General features: G+C 66.4%; 27 protein-coding genes. 14 read left to right on the top strand and 13 right to left on the bottom strand.

Annotated elements, in window-relative coordinates; all coding sequences use genetic code 11:
- Positions 1 to 3: 3 nt before the first annotated feature.
- The gene (locus NBV68_RS01340; RefSeq protein ID WP_296306583.1) at positions 4 to 273 is read right to left on the bottom strand and encodes a DUF6489 family protein; all 270 of its coding nucleotides are present in this window, start codon (positions 271 to 273) and stop codon (positions 4 to 6) included.
- A 98-nt stretch (positions 274 to 371) separates the two neighbouring features.
- Here NBV68_RS01340 and NBV68_RS01335 point away from each other — a divergent pair, with 98 nt between their 5' ends.
- The 3 genes from NBV68_RS01335 to NBV68_RS01325 are packed head-to-tail and all read left to right on the top strand — an operon-like array spanning position 372 to position 2091.
- Entirely contained in the window at positions 372 to 1070 is a 699-nt protein-coding gene (locus NBV68_RS01335; protein WP_296306582.1) for a dienelactone hydrolase family protein, read from the top strand.
- The gene (locus NBV68_RS01330; RefSeq protein WP_296306581.1) at positions 1067 to 1678 is read left to right on the top strand and encodes a hypothetical protein; all 612 of its coding nucleotides are present in this window, start codon (positions 1067 to 1069) and stop codon (positions 1676 to 1678) included. Before NBV68_RS01335 ends, NBV68_RS01330 begins: the two co-directional genes overlap by 4 nt.
- An 8-nt stretch (positions 1679 to 1686) precedes the next feature.
- Positions 1687 to 2091: a nuclear transport factor 2 family protein gene (locus NBV68_RS01325; RefSeq protein WP_296306580.1), complete on the top strand. Its 405-nt coding sequence runs from the start codon at positions 1687 to 1689 to the stop codon at positions 2089 to 2091.
- A 10-nt stretch (positions 2092 to 2101) separates the two neighbouring features.
- On the opposite strand, the gene NBV68_RS01320 is transcribed toward NBV68_RS01325, so the two are convergent.
- From NBV68_RS01320 to hemE, 4 genes are all read right to left on the bottom strand, one after another.
- Positions 2102 to 2494 (bottom strand): BLUF domain-containing protein, encoded by a 393-nt coding sequence (locus tag NBV68_RS01320; RefSeq protein WP_296306579.1) that lies wholly within the window; start codon positions 2492 to 2494, stop codon positions 2102 to 2104.
- Positions 2495 to 2539: 45 nt separating this feature from the next.
- Positions 2540 to 3805: a transcription termination factor Rho gene (rho, locus tag NBV68_RS01315; RefSeq protein ID WP_296306578.1), complete on the bottom strand. Its 1266-nt coding sequence runs from the start codon at positions 3803 to 3805 to the stop codon at positions 2540 to 2542.
- A gap of 203 nt (positions 3806 to 4008) precedes the next feature.
- The gene (locus NBV68_RS01310) at positions 4009 to 4452 is read right to left on the bottom strand and encodes a CopD family protein (RefSeq protein WP_296306577.1); all 444 of its coding nucleotides are present in this window, start codon (positions 4450 to 4452) and stop codon (positions 4009 to 4011) included.
- A 4-nt stretch (positions 4453 to 4456) separates the two neighbouring features.
- Positions 4457 to 5473, bottom strand: a complete 1017-nt coding sequence (gene hemE, locus NBV68_RS01305) for a uroporphyrinogen decarboxylase (protein WP_296306576.1) — start codon at positions 5471 to 5473, stop codon at positions 4457 to 4459.
- Between the two features lie 316 nt (positions 5474 to 5789).
- Here hemE and NBV68_RS01300 point away from each other — a divergent pair, with 316 nt between their 5' ends.
- The 10 genes from NBV68_RS01300 (at position 5790) to NBV68_RS01255 (ending at position 12387) form a co-directional block, all read left to right on the top strand.
- Positions 5790 to 6635 (top strand): pyruvate, water dikinase regulatory protein, encoded by an 846-nt coding sequence (locus tag NBV68_RS01300; protein WP_296306575.1) that lies wholly within the window; start codon positions 5790 to 5792, stop codon positions 6633 to 6635.
- A complete protein-coding gene (locus NBV68_RS01295; RefSeq protein ID WP_296306574.1) occupies positions 6632 to 7219 on the top strand; it encodes a Maf family protein in 588 nt (195 codons plus the stop codon). The genes NBV68_RS01300 and NBV68_RS01295 overlap by 4 nt, the downstream gene beginning before the upstream one ends.
- Positions 7216 to 8073 (top strand): shikimate dehydrogenase, encoded by an 858-nt coding sequence (locus NBV68_RS01290; RefSeq protein ID WP_296306573.1) that lies wholly within the window; start codon positions 7216 to 7218, stop codon positions 8071 to 8073. Before NBV68_RS01295 ends, NBV68_RS01290 begins: the two co-directional genes overlap by 4 nt.
- Positions 8070 to 8654 (top strand): dephospho-CoA kinase, encoded by a 585-nt coding sequence (gene coaE / locus NBV68_RS01285; protein ID WP_296306572.1) that lies wholly within the window; start codon positions 8070 to 8072, stop codon positions 8652 to 8654. Before NBV68_RS01290 ends, coaE begins: the two co-directional genes overlap by 4 nt.
- Before the next feature lie 61 nt (positions 8655 to 8715).
- Entirely contained in the window at positions 8716 to 9432 is a 717-nt protein-coding gene (dnaQ, locus tag NBV68_RS01280) for a DNA polymerase III subunit epsilon (RefSeq protein WP_296306601.1), read from the top strand.
- A gap of 76 nt (positions 9433 to 9508) precedes the next feature.
- Positions 9509 to 10075, top strand: a complete 567-nt coding sequence (raiA, locus tag NBV68_RS01275; protein WP_296306570.1) for a ribosome-associated translation inhibitor RaiA — start codon at positions 9509 to 9511, stop codon at positions 10073 to 10075.
- Positions 10076 to 10233: 158 nt separating this feature from the next.
- A complete protein-coding gene (locus tag NBV68_RS01270; RefSeq protein WP_296306569.1) occupies positions 10234 to 10695 on the top strand; it encodes a PTS sugar transporter subunit IIA in 462 nt (153 codons plus the stop codon).
- A 16-nt stretch (positions 10696 to 10711) separates the two neighbouring features.
- Entirely contained in the window at positions 10712 to 11200 is a 489-nt protein-coding gene (locus tag NBV68_RS01265; protein WP_296306568.1) for a PaaI family thioesterase, read from the top strand.
- A 2-nt stretch (positions 11201 to 11202) separates the two neighbouring features.
- Positions 11203 to 11544 carry a DUF1491 family protein gene (locus NBV68_RS01260; protein WP_296306566.1) on the top strand — a complete coding sequence of 114 codons (342 nt, stop codon included), beginning with the start codon at positions 11203 to 11205 and terminating at the stop codon, positions 11542 to 11544.
- 192 nt (positions 11545 to 11736) lie between these two features.
- Positions 11737 to 12387, top strand: a complete 651-nt coding sequence (locus NBV68_RS01255) for a cell wall hydrolase (RefSeq protein WP_296306564.1) — start codon at positions 11737 to 11739, stop codon at positions 12385 to 12387.
- A gap of 167 nt (positions 12388 to 12554) precedes the next feature.
- Here the strand turns inward: NBV68_RS01255 and xth are convergent, their stop codons facing one another.
- From xth to NBV68_RS01240, 3 genes are read right to left on the bottom strand one after another with little or no spacing between them, the layout of a single operon-like run.
- Positions 12555 to 13349, bottom strand: coding sequence for an exodeoxyribonuclease III (xth, locus tag NBV68_RS01250; RefSeq protein WP_296306563.1), 795 nt, complete (start codon positions 13347 to 13349; stop codon positions 12555 to 12557).
- A gap of 35 nt (positions 13350 to 13384) precedes the next feature.
- The gene (locus NBV68_RS01245) at positions 13385 to 13717 is read right to left on the bottom strand and encodes an iron-sulfur cluster assembly accessory protein (RefSeq protein ID WP_296306562.1); all 333 of its coding nucleotides are present in this window, start codon (positions 13715 to 13717) and stop codon (positions 13385 to 13387) included.
- A gap of 39 nt (positions 13718 to 13756) precedes the next feature.
- Positions 13757 to 14188 (bottom strand): CBS domain-containing protein, encoded by a 432-nt coding sequence (locus NBV68_RS01240; RefSeq protein ID WP_296306561.1) that lies wholly within the window; start codon positions 14186 to 14188, stop codon positions 13757 to 13759.
- Positions 14189 to 14333: 145 nt separating this feature from the next.
- Here NBV68_RS01240 and NBV68_RS01235 point away from each other — a divergent pair, with 145 nt between their 5' ends.
- The gene (locus NBV68_RS01235) at positions 14334 to 14645 is read left to right on the top strand and encodes a hypothetical protein (RefSeq protein ID WP_296306560.1); all 312 of its coding nucleotides are present in this window, start codon (positions 14334 to 14336) and stop codon (positions 14643 to 14645) included.
- On the opposite strand, the gene NBV68_RS01230 is transcribed toward NBV68_RS01235, so the two are convergent.
- The 5 genes from NBV68_RS01230 to NBV68_RS01210 are packed head-to-tail and all read right to left on the bottom strand — an operon-like array spanning position 14642 to position 19959.
- Positions 14642 to 15052, bottom strand: a complete 411-nt coding sequence (locus tag NBV68_RS01230) for a (2Fe-2S) ferredoxin domain-containing protein (protein ID WP_296306559.1) — start codon at positions 15050 to 15052, stop codon at positions 14642 to 14644. The two genes, NBV68_RS01235 and NBV68_RS01230, sit on opposite strands and share 4 nt — an antisense overlap.
- Positions 15049 to 17253 (bottom strand): S9 family peptidase, encoded by a 2205-nt coding sequence (locus tag NBV68_RS01225; RefSeq protein WP_296306557.1) that lies wholly within the window; start codon positions 17251 to 17253, stop codon positions 15049 to 15051. The genes NBV68_RS01230 and NBV68_RS01225 overlap by 4 nt, the downstream gene beginning before the upstream one ends.
- Positions 17254 to 17305: 52 nt before the next feature.
- Positions 17306 to 17830, bottom strand: coding sequence for a DUF2497 domain-containing protein (locus NBV68_RS01220; protein ID WP_296306556.1), 525 nt, complete (start codon positions 17828 to 17830; stop codon positions 17306 to 17308).
- Between the two features lie 48 nt (positions 17831 to 17878).
- The gene (locus tag NBV68_RS01215) at positions 17879 to 19354 is read right to left on the bottom strand and encodes a TolC family outer membrane protein (RefSeq protein WP_296306555.1); all 1476 of its coding nucleotides are present in this window, start codon (positions 19352 to 19354) and stop codon (positions 17879 to 17881) included.
- A complete protein-coding gene (locus NBV68_RS01210) occupies positions 19351 to 19959 on the bottom strand; it encodes a protein-L-isoaspartate O-methyltransferase (protein ID WP_296306554.1) in 609 nt (202 codons plus the stop codon). Before NBV68_RS01210 ends, NBV68_RS01215 begins: the two co-directional genes overlap by 4 nt.
- Positions 19960 to 19984 lie beyond the last annotated feature (25 nt).

Genomic DNA, 19984 nt, shown 5'->3' with positions numbered 1-19984 from the left:
GCCTTAGTCGGAGGACTTCTTCGACGCTCCCGGAACCCCGCCCGCGGCCGCCTTCATCCCGCTCTCCACGAAATTCTGGAACAGCTTCATCCCCATCTGCCCCATCGGCGCCAGCGCGCTGGCATATTGCTGGAGCTGATCGGGGCTCGAGACGCCCTGCATCGCCTTGGTGAGGTTCTCGACATAGACATTGTTGGCCGCGCTCACATCGGGCAGGCCCATGAAGCTGCGCGCCTCTTCGGGGGTGCAGTCGATTTCGATGGTGATCTTCATGGGGCTAGCCCTCCTCTCGTCATCCCTGTTTCATTTGGGCTTGGCACGCTGACAAGGCAAGAGATAGACCGTGAGCCACCCCCGAAGGAGAGACCCCCATGCGCTTCAACGAAACCATCCCCACCCTTTCAGGTGACGCGAGCTTCAGCGCCTATGTGGCCAAGCCCTCGGGCGAACCGCGGGCTGCGATCATCGTCATCCAGGAGATCTTCGGGGTGAACCCCGGCATCCGCCAGAAGTGCGACAAGCTGGCGGCCGAGGGCTACCTCGCCGTGGCGCCCGATCTGTTCTGGCGGATCGAGCCGGGCATCGAGCTCGACCCGGACGTGGAGCCCGAATTCCAGCGCGCCCTCGGCCTGTTCGGCGAGTTCGACCAGGACGCCGGCATCCGCGACATCGAGGCGACCATCCACCACATTCGCCGCACCCTCGGCATCGCGAAGGTCGGCTGCGTCGGCTACTGCCTCGGTGGGCGGCTCGCCTACATGACCGCAGCGCGCACCGATATCGACGCGAGCGTCGGCTATTACGGCGTCGGCATCGACGGCTTGCTCCACGAGAAGCACGCGATCGCCCACCCGCTGATGCTGCACATCCCCACCAATGACGGCTTTGTTCCACGTGAAACACAGGCGGCAATGCATGAGGGGCTTGGCGATCACCCCAAGGTGACGCTGCACGATTACGAAGGCCTCGACCACGGCTTCGCCACCGAACACGGCAAGCGCCGCCACGAGGAGGCCGCCAACCTCGCCGACGGGCGCACGGCGGCGTTCTTCGCGGACGCTCTGGGGTGAGGCGCACCACCCTCCTCGGCCTCGGCCTGATCGCCGCGCCGGTAGCCGCACAGGCGACGGTCCATGCGGTGAGCACCATGCATATCGAGGTGGCCGTCACGGCCGACCTCAATGGCGATGGTCTGGACGACTCCGCCATGGTCGTTGGCGACGGCGGGAGGCGCGAATTGCGCGTGGTGACGAGCTATCGCAGCGAGACCGATTCCGGCGAGAACCCGCCCCAGGTGCTCCCGCTCGATCCCGGCCCGCTCGGTGATGCGGTGCTTGAGGTGAAGGGCGATGTCCTGCTGCTCAAGGAGCTGACCGGCGGCACCACTGCGGTGGCCTCCACCCACCGCTTCCGCTGGGACGGCAAGCTCGGCGCGATGCGGCTGATCGGGCTCGACGCGACGCTCTACAGCCGCACCTTCGCGCATGACGGGCGGGAGGCGAGCTGGAACCTGTTGACCGGCGATCTCACCAGCCACAGGCTGAAGCTGCGGGGCGACGACAGCGATGTCGCCTATGACGAAGTCGACAGGCAGCGCAAGAAGAAGCGCAGCGCGCCGCTGCGGCTCGAAAGATCCCCAAGCGGGGACGACCTGTTGGGATGGCCGGGAGCAAAATGAGGGAGGAAATGATGGGGAACGCACACGCCGGGCTCGCCAACTGGCACGCCTATATGGAGCACGGCAGCAATCCCGCGCTGCTCGCCGATCTGCTCGCCGATGACGCGGTGTTCCATTCCCCGGTGGTGCACACGCCGCAGGCTGGCAAGGCAATCGTCATGGCCTATCTGGTCGCGGCGGCTCAGGTGCTGGGGAACGATGCGTTCCACTATGTCCGTGAACTGGTGGACGGAGACGAGATGATGCTCGAATTCGTCACCGAGCTGGACGAGATCGCCATCAACGGGGTCGACATCATCCGCTTCAGTGCGGATGGAAAGATCAGCGATTTCAAGGTGATGGTGCGGCCCTTGAAGGCGATCAACAAGGTCTGGGAGATGATGGGCGCGCAGCTGGCGGCAGCCAAGGCCTGACCGGGCCGCCTTAGTTCAGCACCGCGAAGTTGACGATCATCTTGCGCACCTCGGGGTCGAGCCCCGCGGGCAGATCGCGCTCGAGCATCTCGCGGCGGGACTCGATGCTCTCGGCGATCATCACGCGCTTCATCGCCCAGTCGGGGCAAGCGCGCGCTTCGATTCCGCGGCGGTCGAGCACCGAGACGCCCGCGTGGCGCGGGTCAGCGGTGATGGTCTCCATCAGCGCGGCGACCTCACCCTCATCTCCCTCGAGCAATTGCAGGAAGTTGCGGCCGTTGAACAGCAGCAGGCCGGTGATGCCGCGCGCCGGATTGTTACGCGCGCTGGCTGCGAGGATGGCATCGACCTCCTCGCGCGGCAGGGTCGGCGCGGTGCTGATGTAGAGATACTGGCTGAGCACGTATTCCCGTCCGTCCGTCTGCGGCCCGACCCTCCGGCCCGTTGCTTACTGGTTCATCGTTGCGAAGAAATCTTCGTTGGTTTTGGAATCCTTCATCTTGTCGAGCAGGAATTCCATCGCGTCTACGGTGCCCATCTGCATGAGGATGCGGCGCAGCACCCACATCTTCGACAGATTGTCCTTGGCGACCAGCAGCTCTTCCTTGCGGGTGCCGGACTTGCCGACATCCAGCGCCGGGAAGATGCGCTTGTCGGAAACCTTGCGGTCGAGCACGATTTCCGAGTTGCCGGTGCCCTTGAACTCTTCGAAGATGACTTCGTCCATGCGGCTGCCGGTATCGATCAGCGCGGTGGCGATGATCGAGAGGCTGCCGCCTTCCTCGATATTGCGCGCCGCGCCGAAGAAGCGCTTGGGACGCTGCAATGCATTGGCGTCGACACCGCCGGTCAGCACCTTGCCCGAAGACGGCACCACGGTGTTGTAAGCGCGGCCCAGGCGGGTGATCGAATCCAGCAGGATCACCACGTCCTTCTTGTGCTCGACCAGACGCTTGGCCTTCTCGATCACCATTTCAGCGACCTGCACGTGGCGATTAGCCGGTTCATCGAAGGTCGAGGAGATCACCTCGCCCTTCACGCTGCGCTGCATGTCGGTGACTTCCTCGGGGCGCTCGTCGACCAGCAAGACGATCAGGAACACCTCGGGGTGGTTATCGGTGATCGCCTTGGCGATGTTCTGGAGCAGCACGGTCTTGCCGGTGCGCGGCGGGGCGACGATCAGCGCGCGCTGGCCCTTGCCCTGCGGGGCGATGATGTCGATCACCCGCGCGCTCTTGTCCTTGACCGTCGGGTCGAGCGTGTCGAGGCTCAGCTTCTGGTCGGGATAGAGCGGCGTCAGGTTGTCAAAATTGGTGCGCAGGCGAACCGCGTCGGGATCGTCGAAATTGACCTTGGCGAGGCTGGTGAGCGCGAAATAGCGCTCGCCATCACGCGGCGCGCGGATCTCGCCTTCCACCGTGTCGCCGGTGCGCAGGCCCCAGCGGCGGACCTGGTTGGGCGAGACGTAGATATCGTCGGGGCCGGCGAGGTAGTTCGCCTCGGGCGAGCGCAGGAAGCCGAAGCCGTCCTGCAGCACCTCGATGGTGCCAATCCCCATGATCTTCTCTTCGTATTCCTCGTCCTCGGCGAGCTCGCGCAGGATCGAGAACAGCAGATCCTGCCGCCGCATGGTCGAGGCGCCCTCGACGCCCAGTTCCTCCGCCATCGCGACCAGTTCGGCCGGGGTCTTTCGCTTGAGGTCTTTCAAATGCATTTTTGTGGTGTTCCGAAAGTCTTGAAGTGGCCGGTGGGTCAGTGCCGCCCTTGGCAGGCGGTGCCCCTTTGGTGGACGGGGCTGGGCTTGGAGAAAGCAGACCTTGCGGGAGCGGATTGGCGCTCCGGTACCGGAAAGGTGGTCGGGAAATAGGGGCGCGCGGGCCCGAGGTCAATCGCCGAATGCGAAAGGCGGGCGCCGCGTTAGAAGGGTTGGAAATAAACCAGCAGCACGACGAAGATCAGCAGGATGCCGGGCACCTCACCGATCATCCGCAGGGTTTTTTCGCTCAAGGGCCGCTCCCCGCGCGCCATTTTCTTGGTCTGGCCGACCAGCCAGCCGTGATAGCCGGTCAGCACCAGCACCAGCGTGAGCTTGGCGTGGAGCCAACCCGAGCTGAAATGGCCGTGAGCATAGGCCATGGAAAGCCCCAGCACCCAAACGATAATCATCGCGGGCGTGAGGATGATTGTGCGCAGCTTGCCCATCCGCTCGGCCCACTTGGCCTCGCCCGGCGATCCCGGGGCGTGGTCGAGCATGTAGATGCACTGGCGCGGCAGCATGAACAGCCCCGCCAGCCAGAACACCATGAAGATCACATGCCCCGACTTGAGGAACAGGTAGATCGAGGAGAGCAGTTCCTGCATTCGCCTAGCCCCTCAGCGCCGCGAGCAATTCCTCGACATGCGCGATCGGCGTGAACTGCCCGATCCCGTGGCCGAGGTTGAAAATGTGCGGGCGGTCCTCGAAGGCGGCGATGATGGTCTTGACGCGCGCCGCTACGGCAGGCCCACCAGCCTCGAGCAGGAGCGGATCGAAATTGCCCTGCACCGGCATGCCCTCAGGCAGGCTCTGGTGCGCCCAGACCGGATCGAGCGTCTCGTCGAGGCCAACCGCGTCCACTCCGGTCTCGCGGGCATAGGCGGGGAGCTTGGCACCCGCGCCCTTGGGGAAGCCGATTACCGGAGTATCGGGGTGCGATTCCTTGAGCTTCGCGGTGATCGCCGCATTCGGGGCGATCACCCACTTCTCGAATTGGTCGGGAGCAAGGCTGCCCGCCCAGCTGTCGAACAGCTGCACTGCCTCGGCGCCGGCATCGATCTGGCCGCGCAGGTAGGTGACTGAGACCTCGACGATGGCATCGACGATCGCCTGCATCCGCGCCGGATCGCGATAGGCGAGGAGGCGCGCGGGGCCCTGATCCTTGGAGCCTTCGCCCGCGATCATGTAGGTCGCTACCGTCCAGGGGCTCCCCGCAAAGCCGAGCATGGTCACTGCGGGGCCGATCTGCTGGCGGGTGAGGCGCACGGTCTCGTAAACCGGCTCGAACCGCTCGAAGGCAGGGGTGAAACTGTCCAGCTCCACCTCGAGCAGCGTCGGCGCAAGGTGCGGCCCCTCGCCCGCGGCAAAGGTCAGCCCCTGCCCCATCGCGTGCGGCACGATAAGGATATCGGAGAACAGGATCGCACCGTCGAAACCGAAGCGCCGGATCGGCTGCACCGTGATCTCGGCCGCCGCCTCGCTGTCGTAAACCAGCTCGAGGAACCCGCCCTTGTCAGCCCGAAGTTCCCGGTATTCAGGCAGATAGCGCCCGGCCTGACGCATGAGCCAGACGGGAGCGACGTCCTGGCGGACACCTTTGAGCGTATCGAGAAGCGGACCGGGCATAGGGCTCCTTAGAACAATTCAATTCAATTTATAAAGAGGATGATGGAGTATGTTGGCCCTGTGGAAAGCGGGAATTACCGGTTCTTGCCCGGTTACCCCCCGCTTAAGCCCCTAGTCCCTGCCCCCATCGAATCCGCACGGATTGGACGTCAAGCCAGCTTTATCCCCACTCTTCCCAGCCTGTCGACAAAACTTGTCCCGTGTGCGCAAATAGGCTTGGCGAATGGCCGTTAGCGGGCATGAAAATCCGTCCCCAGCTTGTCCGCCCGCGCCTCCCGTGGTTTATGCGGCGATCTGTCCACAGGGCCCCGATGGCATGAACCGACTCAATCTCCACCTCGTTTCGGATTCGACCGGGGAGACGCTGGAAATGATCGCCAAGGCGGCGCTTGCCCAGTTCGACAACCCTGCCGTGAACCGCCATTTCTGGCCGATGGTCCGCTCGCTCCAGCACATGGACCGCATCGTCCCCGATCTCGCCGCGCATCCCGGGCTGGTGCTCTACACGCTGGTGAACCCGGAGACGAGGAAGCGCCTCGAAGAGCATTGCCGCCACCTTGGCCTGCCCGCCGTGCCGGTGCTCGATCAGGTCACGGCGGCGCTCGAGGCGCAGCTCGGGCAGGAGGCGCATGGCCGCCCGGGCCGCCAGCACATGATGGACGAGAGCTATTTCAAGCGCGTCGACGCGATCCAGTACACTATCGCGCATGACGATGGCCTTGCGCACGAGGAGTGGGAGCAGGCCGATATCGTCCTGGTCGGCGTGTCGCGCTCCTCGAAGACCCCGACGAGCATCTATCTCGCCAACCGCGGCTACAAGGTGGCGAATATCCCGCTGGTGGTGGAGAGCCCGCCTCCGCAAACGCTCTACCGGCTGCGGCACCCGCTGGTGGTGGGGCTGACGACCTCGCCAGAGCGGTTGATCCAGATCCGCCGCAACCGGCTGCTCTCGCTCAACGAGGCGACCGAGACGGCTTATGTCGACAATGACAAGGTCAAGGCCGAGCTGCAGTTCGCGCGGCGGATGTTCGGCGACAATGGCTGGCCGGTGATCGACGTTACCCGCCGCTCGATCGAGGAGACCGCGGCGGCGATCATCCGGCTCGTGCAGGAGCGCGACCGCAAGCCGGCGAGCGAGGGCGGGACGGGGAAGCCGATATGACGTTGATTCTCGCCAGCAAATCGGCCTCGCGCCGGGCGATGCTCGATGCTGCGGGGGTCGCCTATGACAGCATCCCCTCCGATATCGACGAACGTGCGGTCGAAGCGGGCCTCGCGGGCGCCGCGCCCGCCGAGGTGGCCGAGGCTTTGGCGGTGGCCAAGGCCGCAGCCGTGGCGGCGCTCCATCCGGGGGCGCTGGTGCTGGGGTCGGACTCACTGGTGGTCTGCGCCAATCGCCGCTTCGACAAGCCGGGGAACCGTGAGGAAGCGGGGGAGCATCTGCGGTTCTTCTCCGGCAAGGTGATGGAGCTGCACTCCGCCGCCGCGCTGGTGAAAGACGGCGGGTGCCAATGGTCGCACGCCAGCCTCGCACGCCTCCATGTGCGCGACCTCTCGGAGGACTTCATCGCCGCCTATCTCGATATGGAGTGGCCCGCGATCGGCCACACCGTCGGCGCCTTCCGGATCGAGGGGCCGGGGGTGCAGCTGTTCTCCGAGATAGAGGGCGACCAGTTCACCGTCCTCGGGATGCCGCTGCTGCCTTTGCTGGAGGCCTTGCGCGAGGAAGGGGTGCTGCTGACATGACCCGTCCTTATGCGGAAGTGATCGGCGATCCCATTGCACAGTCCAAGTCGCCGGCAATCCACAATTTCTGGCTCGAGAAGCTCGGGATCGACGCCGAATATCGCGCCTGCCATGTGCGGTCTGACGAGCTGGCGGACTACCTCTTGGCCCGCCGCGAAGACCTCGACTGGCGCGGGTGCAATGTCACGATGCCGCACAAGCAGGCGGTCATTCCGCTGCTGGGCCGGATCGACCCGCCCGCCGACGCCATCGGCGCGGTGAACACGATTCTGCCGTCGGGTGACAGCGCGCTGGCCGGAACCAACACGGATGCCGCCGGGTTCCTCGAGCCGTTGGCGAAGGATCTCGCGCAGACCCACTATTTCCGCATGGCCCGCATCATCGGCACCGGCGGGGCGGCGCGGGCGATCATCGCCGCGCTGGCGGGGCACGGCTTCACGCTGGTCGTGGCGGGGCGCGATCCGGTCAAGGCGCGCGCCTTGCTCGACGAGCTTGCGCCTGGGGGCGAGCACCACGCCATCGACCTTGCCCACTTCGCCGATCCCACCGATTTCCCCTTTGATGGCCGTGAAGGCTGCCTCGATCTGGTGATCAACGCGAGCCTCCTCGGCATGACCGGCCAGCCCCCGCTCGTCTTCGACTGGAGCCACACGCCGCCCGGCGCCATCGCCTACGACATCGTCACCGCGCCGCTGGAGACCCCCCTGCTCCAAACCGCGCGCGCCAGCGGACACCGCACCATCGACGGGCTGTCGATGCTGATCGGACAGGCGGCTGCAGCGTTCGAGAAATTCTTCGGCGAGGCCCCGCCCCGCCAACACGATGCCGAATTGCGAACGCTGCTGACCTCATGAAACAACAAAAAATCATCGGCCTCACCGGCAGCATCGGCATGGGCAAGTCGACCGTCGCCGCGATGTTCGCCGAGGCGGGCATTCCGGTGTTCGACGCCGATGCGGAGGTGCGCGCGATGCAGGGGGCAGGCGGCGAACTCATCGCGCCCATCGAAGCCGCCTTCCCCGGTTCGACCGGCGAGGCTGGCGTCGATCGCGACCGGCTCGGACATCAGGTCTTCGCCGACAAGGCCGCGCTCGCGCGGCTCGAGGCGATCGTCCACCCCGCCGTGGCGGCCAAGCGCGCGGCCTTCCTTGAAGCCCACGGCGACAAGCCCGCGGTCGTCTTCGACATCCCGCTGCTGTTCGAGCGCGGCGGCCACTCTTCGGTCGACCTCGTGGTCGTCGTCTCCGCCCCGGAGGAAATCCAGCGCGCCCGCGTGCTTGCCCGCCCGGGGATGACACCCGAGAAATTCGCGCACATTTTCGGCCTTCAGCTGCACGATACCGAGAAACGTGCGCGCGCCGATCACATCATCGACACCGGCACCTCCCTCGAGGAAACCCGCGCTCAGGTCGCTGCGCTGATTGCTGCACTTTGACGACAAAGGCCGCTTGCAAGTCCCCGAAGATGGGAGGATAGTCCCCCAAATGTCGCTCAATATCCGCGAAATCATCTTCGACACCGAAACCACCGGGCTCGATCCCAAGACCGGGGACCGCATGGTGGAAATCGGCTGCGTCGAGATGGTCGGCCGGGTCGAGACGGGGCGCACCTTCCACGCCTGGTTCAACCCCGATCGCGACATGCCGCCCGAGGCCGAGCGGGTTCACGGCCTCAGCGCCGCCTTCCTCGCCACCAAGCCGCGGTTTGCCGAACTGGCGGAGGAACTGCTTGAATTCCTCGGCGATGCCCCGCTGGTGGCGCACAATGCCGGGTTCGATTTCGGCTTCCTCAACAATGAGCTCGAACTGATCGGCCGCGCGCCGATCAGCATGGACCGCATGGTCGACACGGTCGCCATCGCAAGGAAGAAGCACCCCGGAGCCAAGCTCAGCCTCGATGCGCTGTGCACCCGCTACGGGATCGACCGGAGCCACCGCGTCAAGCACGGCGCGCTGCTCGACGCCGAACTTCTAGCGCAGGTCTATGTCGAGCTGACCGGCGGGCGGCAGATCGGGCTCGGCCTGATCGATTCCGCGCCGGGCCCGGTGGCCGAAGTCGCCACCCTCACCGAACTCACCACCAATGCGCCCTGGCATCGTCCCTCCGCGGAAAAGCCCCGGCGCGAACCCCGCCCGCATATGGCCAGCCCGGAGGAGCTGGAACGGCACCGCGCGTTTGTCGCGGAGATCAAGAGCGCGATCTGGGTTAGTTGAGACCTGACGCGCCGCGGGTATTACCCGACCCGCCATCCCACTGGGATCCTCACTCTTGGACGGAGGACTACGCTTCATGGACATTCGGATTTCAGGCCACCAGATGGACACCGGCAGCGCGCTTCAGACGCACGCCTCGGACCGGCTCGGCGCGATCGTCGACAAGTATTTCGACCGCGCGATCTCGAGCCAGGTGACCTTCGGCAAGGCCCCCGCGGGGGCCTTCACCTGCGATATCGTCACCCATGTGATGCAGGGCCTGATCCTCAAGGCGCAAGGCTCCGCGCATGACGTGCATGTCGCCTTCGATGATGCGGCGGGCAAGATCGAGAAGCAGCTCAGGCGCTACAAGCGCCGCCTCACCGACCGCCACGAACAGGCCGATCACGCGCGCGGCGAGGAAGAGGCGGCCTATACCATCTTCATGGTCGAGGAGGACGAGGAGGAGGAAGTCATCGCCGATGCGCCGCTGGTGATCGCCGAAACCCGTGTCGACATTCCCACCGCCAGCGTCGCGGATGCGGTGATGATGATGGACCTCAGGAACACCGGCGCGCTGTTCTTCAAAAATGCTGGCACCGGACGGCATAATATGGTCTACAGACGCGCCGATGGCTCGATCGGTTGGGTCGAGCCGAGATAGGGCCGGTTGCCCGCCTTGACCTTACGGCAAGGCCCGCTTTCGAAGGTCCAGGCGGTCGCAGGAGGGGGCACCGCCCCGGTCGGTCAATCCCCCGTTCGGGCTTGAACGGACCGGACCTTCGCCAGTGAAGGCGCACAGTTTTCGGGATCATTCGTACCATGGACGTCAACCTCGCTCTTTCCCCCCAGGCGATCGCTTTCGCCAAGCTCGACACCAAGCCGAAGATCCTTGCCCGCACCGCCCGGCTGCTCGCGGCGGCCTATGGTCTTGACGAGAACGAGGTGCTCGAGAACCTCGAGGCACGCGAGGCGCTGGGGAGCACCGGCTTCGGGCGCGGGGTGGCGATACCGCATTGCCGCTCGAAGGATATCCGCCGCCCCAGCCTCGCGCTGATCCGTCTGGAAGCCCCGATCGATTTCGCCGCCGTGGATGCGCGCCCGGTTACGCTGGTGTGCGGCCTCGTGTCGCCCGAGAACGCTGGGGCCACCCACCTCCATGCGCTGGCCGCGATCTCGCGCCTGACGCGCGACGAGACGACGCTCCAGATGCTCGCCGACGCGCCTGATACCGAGGCGGTCTATGCGCTGCTGACCAACCAGTTCATGCGCGACGCGGCCTGATCCAACGCCGAACCCGATGCCAGCGCGTGAAGAACCCCTGCCTGCGAGCGGTGCCGAGCAGCATTACCGCGCGCTGGAACGTCTCTATGCCTCGGCCCCGGTCAACGCCAAGTTCGCGAGCCGCCTCCACATTCCGGGCGAGGGCCGCGCGCAGTTGACCTTCACCGTCACGCCCGAGGATTACCACGCTGCCGGCGCGGCGCACGGGACGATCTATTTCAAGATGCTCGACGATGCGGCCTTCTATGCCGCCAATTCGCTGGTGACCGACCGCTTCCTGCTCACCACCGGCTTCAACCTGTTCTTTTCCAAGCCGGTGCGCGCCGGCACTGTCACCGCCGAGGGCCGCTGGGTCAGCGGCCGCCGCCGCGTGTTCGTCGCCGAGGCGCGGCTGGTCGACGAAGAGGGCGACGAGATCGGCCGCGGCACCGGCACCTTCATGAAGAGCCGCATGGCCCTCTCCAGCCTGCCGGGCTACGCAGCGGGCGGCCCCTCGGGGCTTTAGAGGTGGAGGGCCGACTCCCCGCCCACCTCGAAGCGGGCGCGATCATGCGCCTTGCGGAGAGCGAGGGGGGATTCGCGACCGTGCTGGCCAAGGGTGAGCGGGACGCCGGCACGATCCTCATCGTAACCCTGTGTCGCGGAAGGGACGGCATTCTTTTCGAAAGGATGCCGCAGCTGGACGGATCGCGCAAATTTCTTGCGGTGAAACGAGAAGGCATTGATAATAATCAGGAATTTGCCGAATATCTGGCACGAAGGCGGCGTCAGGACAGTGATATGTGGCTAATCGAGGTGGATATCGCGGATCGGGAACGGTTCGTCGCCCGTATCGCCGAATTGAGTTGACGTTAACGGGAGGCGGGCTAGTGGCGCCCGACTTCCTGAGCGCAGGCTGGCAGGGCGGCAATTCGGCCCCACCCTCCGGCACGCAGACGGGGAGCGGCCGGCAGGCTTCTTCGAACCTCCCCGATCGGTAACGGTCTGGGTCACGGTTCCCGCCTGCGCCTGTGCGCGCTCACCGCCGAATTAGTAGATACCATGAGTCGCAAGACTGCCACGATTGCTGCGATTGCGGGTCTCGCTTTCGCAACCACTATGTTCCCAGGTGGCCACGATGCCGCCGCTCTGGCGCAAGCCGCAAGCGAACAACTCGCCGCTCCCGCCCCGGTCGAAGCGCCCGAGCTGGTTCCCCAGACAATCGAATATGTCGCCGAAGCCGTGGTGCAGCCCCTGCCCGCGCCCGCGCCCGCGACTCCCACGCCGACCGAAGCAGGTTCACTGCACGAGCTGGTCGGCATGATCGACACCTCTGCGCCGATGTCCGAAGAGATGCGCTGCCTTGCCGGCGCCGTCTATTTCGAGGCGCGCGGCGAGCCGCTCGCAGGGCAGCTTGCGGTCGCGCAGGTGATCATCAACCGCACCGAGGACGGGCGCTTCCCGCGCTCCTATTGCGGCGTCGTCGCCCAGCCCGGCCAGTTTTCCTTCATGCGTGGTCGCCGGATGCCGGCGATCCGCGAGGCCTCGGCCGCATGGGATCGCGCCGTCGCGGTCGCCCACATCGCCGACAAGGGCCTGTGGGAATCCGCAGCGGGCCGCGCGGTGTTCTTCCATGCGCGCTACGTCAAGCCCGGCTGGACCCGGAGCAAGACGCGCCTCGCCCAGATCGACACGCATATCTTCTACAGGTGATCCTCGCTCACACGCCCTTCGGGCGCGTCGCTGCGGGCGCCCGTTCGGGCTTGCGGCCCTTTGGGCCGTTCACTTCGCCTTGGGTAAGGAATCGGTCGGTCCGCAGGACCGCAAGGGCGACCGCCCGCCCGCAGCCGCTCGCGCGCAGCGCGAAACAGCGGCGAGGATCAGGCTGAAAGCCTGACCCAAACTGGCGTGTGGTCGCTGGCCTTCTCACGGCCGCGATAGGCTTTGTCGACGCTGCAGCTTTCCATCCGGTCGGCGCATTCGGGCGAGAGCAGGATGTGGTCGATCCGGAAGCCGTGATCGCGCTGCCAGGCGCCCGCCTGATAGTCCCAATAGGTCCACACCCCGCCGCGCGGGTTGTGGGTGCGGATCGCGTCGGTCCAGCCATCCGCGAGCAGGCGCGCATAGGCCGCGCGGCTCTCGGGCTGCATCAGCGCGTCGTCCTGCATCGCCTTCACCGACCAGGTGTCGTCATCATGCGGGATGACGTTGAAATCGCCGAGCACCACCGCGGGCACTTCCTCGGCCCAGATCTGCGCCATGCGTTCACGCAGTTTTGCCATCCAGGCGAGCTTGTAGGTGAATTTCGGCCCCGGATGCGGGTTGCCGTTGGGGAGGTAGAGGCAGGCGATGCGGACGCCGTTGACGTCGGCCTCGAGATAACGCGCCTGCTCCTCGTCGCCCTCGTTGGGGCCGGGGATGCCCAGCCCGCGCTGCACTTCGGTCAGCGTATAGCCCGCCCGCGTGTCCACGAGAATCGCCACACCATTGAAACTCTTTTGTCCGTGCCAGATCGCGGAATAGCCGATCGCTGAAAAGTCGCCGGCCGGAAAGCCCTCGTCCTGCGTCTTGATCTCCTGCAGGCAGGCGACCGCAGGGCGGGTTTCCTCGAGCCATTCAATCAGGCGCGGGCCGCGCGCCTTGATACCGTTGATGTTGAAGGTGGCGATTTTCATGGGGCTTCCTCGCAACGACGCGGGGAGAGATCAACCTAAATCCCGAAGCTCGCCCCGCACCCGCAGCCAGCGGCGGCCTGCGGGTTCTCGACCTTGAAGGCCGCGCCGCCCAGCGATTCGACGAAGTCCACGGTGCTGCCCGCGATCAGATCGAGGCTCATCGGGTCAACCACCAGCTTCACCCCGTCGGTCTCGGACACCGAGTCGTCAGCATCGGGCCCATCAGCAAGATCGAACTTGTACTGGAAGCCCGAACACCCCCCGCCCTCGACCGCCAGACGCAGGATCGCCGGGCGCGCCTGCTTCGACGCAAGGAAAGCGACCCGCTTGGCGGCGGACGGGGTGAGGATCAGGGGCTCGGGGCTCATGGTTCCAATCTAGGTGGCCTCGACGCGGTTCTCAAGCGGTCACGCCGCGGTGATGTAGTTCCGGAGCGCCTCGGCCTCGTGCTGCACCTCGTCCATCTTGTGCTTCACGAGGTCGCCGATCGAGATGAAGGCGATGAGCTGCCCGTCCTCGACCACCGGGAAGTGGCGGAAGCGACGGCGGGTCATCATCCCCAGCGCCTCGTCGATGGTGGTGCCGGGTTCGACCGTGACCGCGGGCGAGGTCATGATCTCCTCGACCGCGACATCGAGGCATTCCTTCCCCCGGTCGGCGAGGCGGTAGATCACGTCGCGCTCGGACACGATCCCGACCACGCGCCCCTCGCGCAGCACCGGCAGCGCGCCGATGCGCTTGCTGGCGAGTGTCTGCACCACCTCGGCAACCGGGGTGGTGCAATCGCAGGCGATGATGTCGGCGGGTCCGCGATGGGCGATGATGCGGGCGATGTTCATGACGACTCCCTCTCTCTCAGGACATGAAGGTGCCATGGGCGAGGCAAAAAAGCGAATCTGCCGTTGCACCGCGTTGCGCCCCATGCGCGGAACCTTGCAGCTTTCACGCGTTGCAATGCTTGAGGGGGCAGGCCATGTCGGGGAGATGACCCGCAAGTCCCCGCTCGACGATCCTGTGAACGCCGCCCACGCCTGGGCGCGCTACCGTCAGATCATGAAATGGCTGCTCGCCGCGACCGTGCTGACGGTCGCATTGGCGATGGGCTTGCTGTTTGCCTATAACGGCATGATTTCGGTGCATTTCTACATCGCGGTGGCGCTGGGGATCAGCCTCACGATGCTGCTCGGCGGAGGATTGATGGGGCTGGTGTTCCTGTCCAACGGCACCGGCCACGACGAATCGGTCGACAACCACATGCCGAGCAAGGACGAGCTCTGGAGCCCGAAGGAGGACTAGGCCGGATTGAGCCGGTAATCCTCCACCGGGCGGCCCTCCATCAGATGCTCCTTGATGATCCGCTCGAGCACCTCGGGGCTGCACGAGTGGTACCACACGCCGTCCGGCCACACGACGGCGACCGGGCCCGCGGCGCAGATCTGCAGGCAATCGGCCTTGGTGCGCTGCACCCCGCCGCCCTTGCCCCGCTTGCTGTCGTCATTGCGCACCGGCCCGACCAGCCCGAGCTCCTTCAATCGCGACTTGAGGAAGCCCCACGCCTCATCCCCCGCCTCGCGCGAGCAGCATTTCTGCTTCTCCGACAGCGCGCACAGCATGATGTGGCGCGTGATCGCGGTGCCTTGCTCGGGATCGCCGAAATGCTTGGCGAGCGAATGCCGCGCGGATTCGAGTTCCTTGCGGCTCACTTGCTGTCCTTCCCTGACGCCTCGCGATTCAGCCAGCGGTCGAGCCAGCCGAAGACCGTCTGGTGCCATTGCAGCGAGTTCTTCGCGCCCAGCACCCAGTGGTTCTCGTCGGGGAAGACCAGCAGCTGGGCGGGGATGCCGCGTTCCTGCAGGGCGGTGAAGCTCATAAGCCCCTGGCTGTAGGGCACGCGGAAATCCTGCTGCCCGGTGATGACCAGCATCGGAGTCTTCCACTTGTCGACGTGGTTGGCGGGGTTCCACTTCTCGTATTCGTCCGTCGCCTCTGCGTAAGTGCCGCCGTGGTCCCAGCGCGGGAACCACAATTCCTCGGTCGAATAATACATCGAGCGGTTGTCGAAGATGCCGTCGTGCTGGACGATGCACTTGAAACGATCGGGCCAATTGCCGGCGATCCAGTTGACCATGTAGCCGCCGTAGCTTGCGCCCATCGCGCAGGCTCGCTCCCCGTCGATCTGCTGGTCGAGCGCGATGCCGGCGGCAAAGCCCTTCTGCAGGTCCTCGAGCGGCCACCCGCCCCAGTTATGGTTGATCGCGTCGGTGAAGGCCTGCCCGTACCCGGTGCTCCCGTGGAAATCGACCGAGATGACGGCATAGCCCTGGCTGGCGAGGACGCGCGGGTTCCAGCGGTTCGACCAGCTGTCGTTGAAGCTCCCCTGCGGGCCGCCGTGGATGTAGAGGATCGCGGGGATCGGTCCGGTCTGGTCGGCGAGGCGGGTGAGCTGGCCCCACACCGTATCGCCGTTCGCGCCGGTGAAGCTGAAGCGGCGGGTGACGATGCTGGCCATGGCGCCCATGCGGGTGGTGGCGACATCGGTGAGCGGGCGGGCCTGCCCCATGCCGTCCGACAGATAGAGTTCTGCGGGCGCGCCGAGCGAATCCCGGGTGAACAGCGCGCCCCCCTTGGGCAGCGGCACGAGATTGGCGATATGCGCCTCGTTCCCGGCCATCAGGTTCAATTCGGTGACCTTGCCGCTGGCGATGTCGATGCGGAAGGCGGGGGTGTCGAGCACCTTCTGCGCGGTGGCGATCAGGCTCTTGCTGTCGGCGCTCCATGCGAGGCTGCCGAAGCTGAGGTCGGTGTCGCGGGTCAGGTTGCGTACCTGCCCGGACTTCAGATCCATGAGCTGCACCGCCAGCTTGTCCGCCTCGTAGGTCGGGCGCTCCATGGCGAGCCAGGCCAGCCAGCGGCCATCGGGCGAGGGAACGGGGGTGGTGTCGGTGGCCGTGTTGGCCGCCGTCAGCAGCTTGGGCGCGGCCCCTGTGAGGTCCGCGGCATAGATGTCGAGATTGGTCGAGGCGGGCTCATTCGCGTCCGAGAGGCGCGCGGTGAAGTAGAGCGCCTTGCCATCAGCAGCGAAGGCCAGTTCCTCCGCGCCGCCGAAGGGCATGGTGGGCGTGTCGGCGGTGATGCCGGAGGCGGGGTCCTTGCCGTCGACCGGCTGGCCCTCGCCCTGCGCGACGCCGCCGGTCAGCGGGAAGACGAATATGCGGTTGTGGAGGCCCGGGGTCGCCCAGCGGTCCCAGTGGCGCACGAAGCCGTCCTTGGCGTCATAGAGCCGCCCGGTGCCGGGGCCGGGGAGGTAGGGCGTGGCGGCATCCGTGCAGCCGAAGGTCGGGCAGTCGCGCGGCACCTCGCCCCACACCGCGATTCGGCTGCCATCAGGCGCAAGCTTGAAGCCTGCGATGTCGCGTTCGGTCGTGGGGGTGACGAGTTGCGGTGTGCTTGCGGTGCCATCCTTCGCCAGCGTTACGCGCCACACGCGGCTCAGGGTGGGCGGCGCGCGATCAATGTAGATCACGTTTTTCTCGTCGATCTCGCTGCTCAGGAAATAGAGCGCACCGTCGGAGCCGAAGGCGAGGTCCGAAGCCTTGAGCCCCAGATCCAGCGCGACCGGCGGGGCGCCGGGCTTGGCGAGATCGATCAGGTAATGCGTCGGCGAGCGTTTCAGGCTCGCCGGGTCGGTAACGGTGACGCTGTACACCGCCAGCGTGCCATCGCGGTTGACCGCCGGGGCGCCGAGGCGCGGGAGGGTGACGAGATCCTCGGCGGTCATCGACGGAGCGGCGACGCCGGGGACCACCGAAGCGGCTCGCGCGCGGGTGGACAGGTCCTCGGCGGCGAGCGGGGCCGAAAGGGCGAAAGCGGCGACCAGCGCGCCGAAAGCTGTGAAGTGACGCATGGCCGGAGGCGTTAGACCTCCCGCGCCCCCTGCGCTAGCCCCGCGGTTACCCTCAGCGGCGCTTGCCGACGATCCGGGCGATTTCCGCCTGCACCAGGCCTTCGACCATTGCGGGAAGGTTCGCCTCGAGCCATTCGGCCAGCATCGGGCGCAGCAGCTCGCGGGTCAGGCCTTCGAGCGAGGTCTCGCCCGAACGCACGATCTGCGGGCGAGCGGGCGGCTCGGCCAGCATGGCGAGCGCGGCGAGGTTTTCCTGCATCGCATCACGCACCTGATCGGCGATCAGCGGGGTTTCCTCCGGCGTTGCCATCGGCATGGCAGGGCTCTGGGCAGGGCTCTGGGCAGGGCCTTGGCCATGCTCGTGGGAGGACATCTCCATTTCGGCGAGATCGAGCACTTCCTCGGCATCGCGCACCTTGTGGGTGCGGGCGAGCGGGGCGGGCTGGGCCGAATCGTCTTCCGAAACGAGCATCCGCCGCCGCCGCGCCTCGAGCGCGCCGACGCGGTTGTCGCGGGCGATCACTTTCTTGATCGATTCGAGGATTTCCTCGACCGATGCTTCGTTTTCCTGAGCCATGCCCTGCCCCGTGTCAGCCGCCCGCCCTGTCCCGAATCGAGACCGGATTTATTCGCCGGGAAGCAATTGCGGGCCGATTGTCGCCGTGGCGGGGGGAATGTCAACGGTTCTGGTCGATTTCGCAGCAGGTTCCGGGTCGCGGTCCCAATCGTTCAGTTTGCTGCTGACCCGGTCAGCGTTGACCTGCGGATCGTAAAGCGGCCCGCCGGTATCGAGGTTCAAATCGCGCGCTTCGGCCTTGCCCATCAGCGCGAGCAGATTGAATCCGGCGACATAGGCGTTGCGCCTCGCGGTCACCAACTGGGCGCGGGCGCTGACCAGTTCCTGCTCGGCGTTGAGCACGTCGAGGATCTGACGGTTTCCGATCGAGTTTTCCGCGCGCACGCCTTCAAGGCTGAGTTCTGCGGCCTCGACCGCGGCTTGCGCGCTGCGGATGATCGCGTTGGCGGCCTGCCAGTTCGAATAGGTCGAGCGGGTCTCGGCGATGATCTGGCGTTCGGCGGCGATCACGTCCTCGAGCGCGGCGCTCTCGCGCGCACCGGCCTGGCGCTGGCGCGCGGCGGGCAGGCCGCCCTGGAACAACGGGATCGTGATGCGCACGCCGGCATTGGCGGTCTTTTCGCTCTGCGCGAACTCGGCGGCGATCGGCCCGCCCAGGGTACCGTAGAAATCGCTGTACTGGCCGTTGACAAACAGTCCGACCGTGGGGAGCCGCCCGGCCCCGGCGACCTTGGTGTCGAAACCTGCCGCTTCGGCGCGCAGCTTGGCGGCCTCGAGGTTGGGATTGTTCTCCAGCGCGCTGACGATCGCCGCGCCGACAGTGTCGGGCAGCCCGGAAAGCGGCGGTGGCGCCTCGAGCTCGCCCGGTGCCTGGCCGACGAGCCGCACATAGGTCTCGCGCGCGGCGATGAGGTTCGCTTCGGCGCTCTGCAGATCGCCCTCGGCGACCGCGAGGCGCGAGCGCGACTGGGCGACGTCGGTGATGGTAAGATCGCCGATCTGGAAGCGGTCGCTGGTCGCATCGAGATTGGTGCGCAGCACCGCGACGTTATTGGTGGCCAGTGCCACCAGCGCCTCGGTCCGCAGCACGTCCATATAGGCGGCGACGACCTGCGCGAAGAGCGTGCTTTCGGTGTTGCGCAGATCGGCCTGTCCCGCCTCGACCCGTTCCTTGGCCGCGGCGATGCTGTTGCGCACCGCGCCGCCCGAATAGACCGGCACCAGCACGGCCGCCGTCACCCCGAGATTGCGCTCCGGCGCGGTGAAGGAGTTGGCCGACTGGCGAAGGAACTCGATGTGGGTGGCGGTGATGTCCGCCGAGGGTAGACCCGATGCGCGGGCAATCGTCACGGTCTCGTCGGTAGCGCGCTGGTTGTCCCGCGCGGCTTCGAGCGTGGGGTTGGTGTTGTAGGCAGCCGCGAGCGCTTCGCGAAGGTCGTCGGCATGCGCGGCGGTGCCGGCGGCGGCAAGCGCCAGCAGGCTCGCTGCCCCTGCGAGGCGCAGTGCGACCGTGCGGCGCGTCACGCGAAGGTCCAGCGCTTGGGCGCGGCGAAAGCGGGCAGAACGGGGATGCCGAGATCCTCGAGCGGCTGAAGGGTCACGCTGCCGGCGACCCGGCGGCCGCTGGCGAGGCGGGTGACCTGCCGCAGCACGAGGCCAGTGACGATCCGGCCGTTATCCGCCAGCGCGGCGGCGAGCCCCTCGGGCAGCTGCTCGATCGCGCCGTCGATGACGATGAGGTCATATTCGCCCGCGCCTTGCAGGCCTGCGGCTTCGGCGGCGGTCACTTCGGTGACGGTGCCTGCCAGCGGGGCGATCAGCGCGGCGAGGTATCCGGTGCCGCCGCTCACCACCAGCACGCGCGCTTCGGGGGTGGGCGCGGCTTCGAGCAGCAGCTTGCCGTAGAACAGCGGGGCGGCGAGATGCCCGCCCTCACCCAGCATTACCGCCCGGTCGGTATAGGCCTGCGCGGCCTTCTGAGCGGGCAGGAAATCCTCGCGCGGGACGGCGAGCATCCGGGCGAGCACATATTCCTCGTTCACCCCGCTGGTGCGCAGCTGGCTGTCGATCATCGCGCGTCGGGCGGTTTTCGTGTCGGCCGGGCCAACCGGGTTCTGTGTCGTGGTCATGGTGCTCATCGTTTCTCGGGTTACT

The sequence above is a fragment of the Erythrobacter sp. genome (assembly GCF_023653175.1).
Lineage (GTDB): Bacteria > Pseudomonadota > Alphaproteobacteria > Sphingomonadales > Sphingomonadaceae > Erythrobacter.
This window is presented reverse-complemented; position numbering and strand designations above follow the sequence as displayed.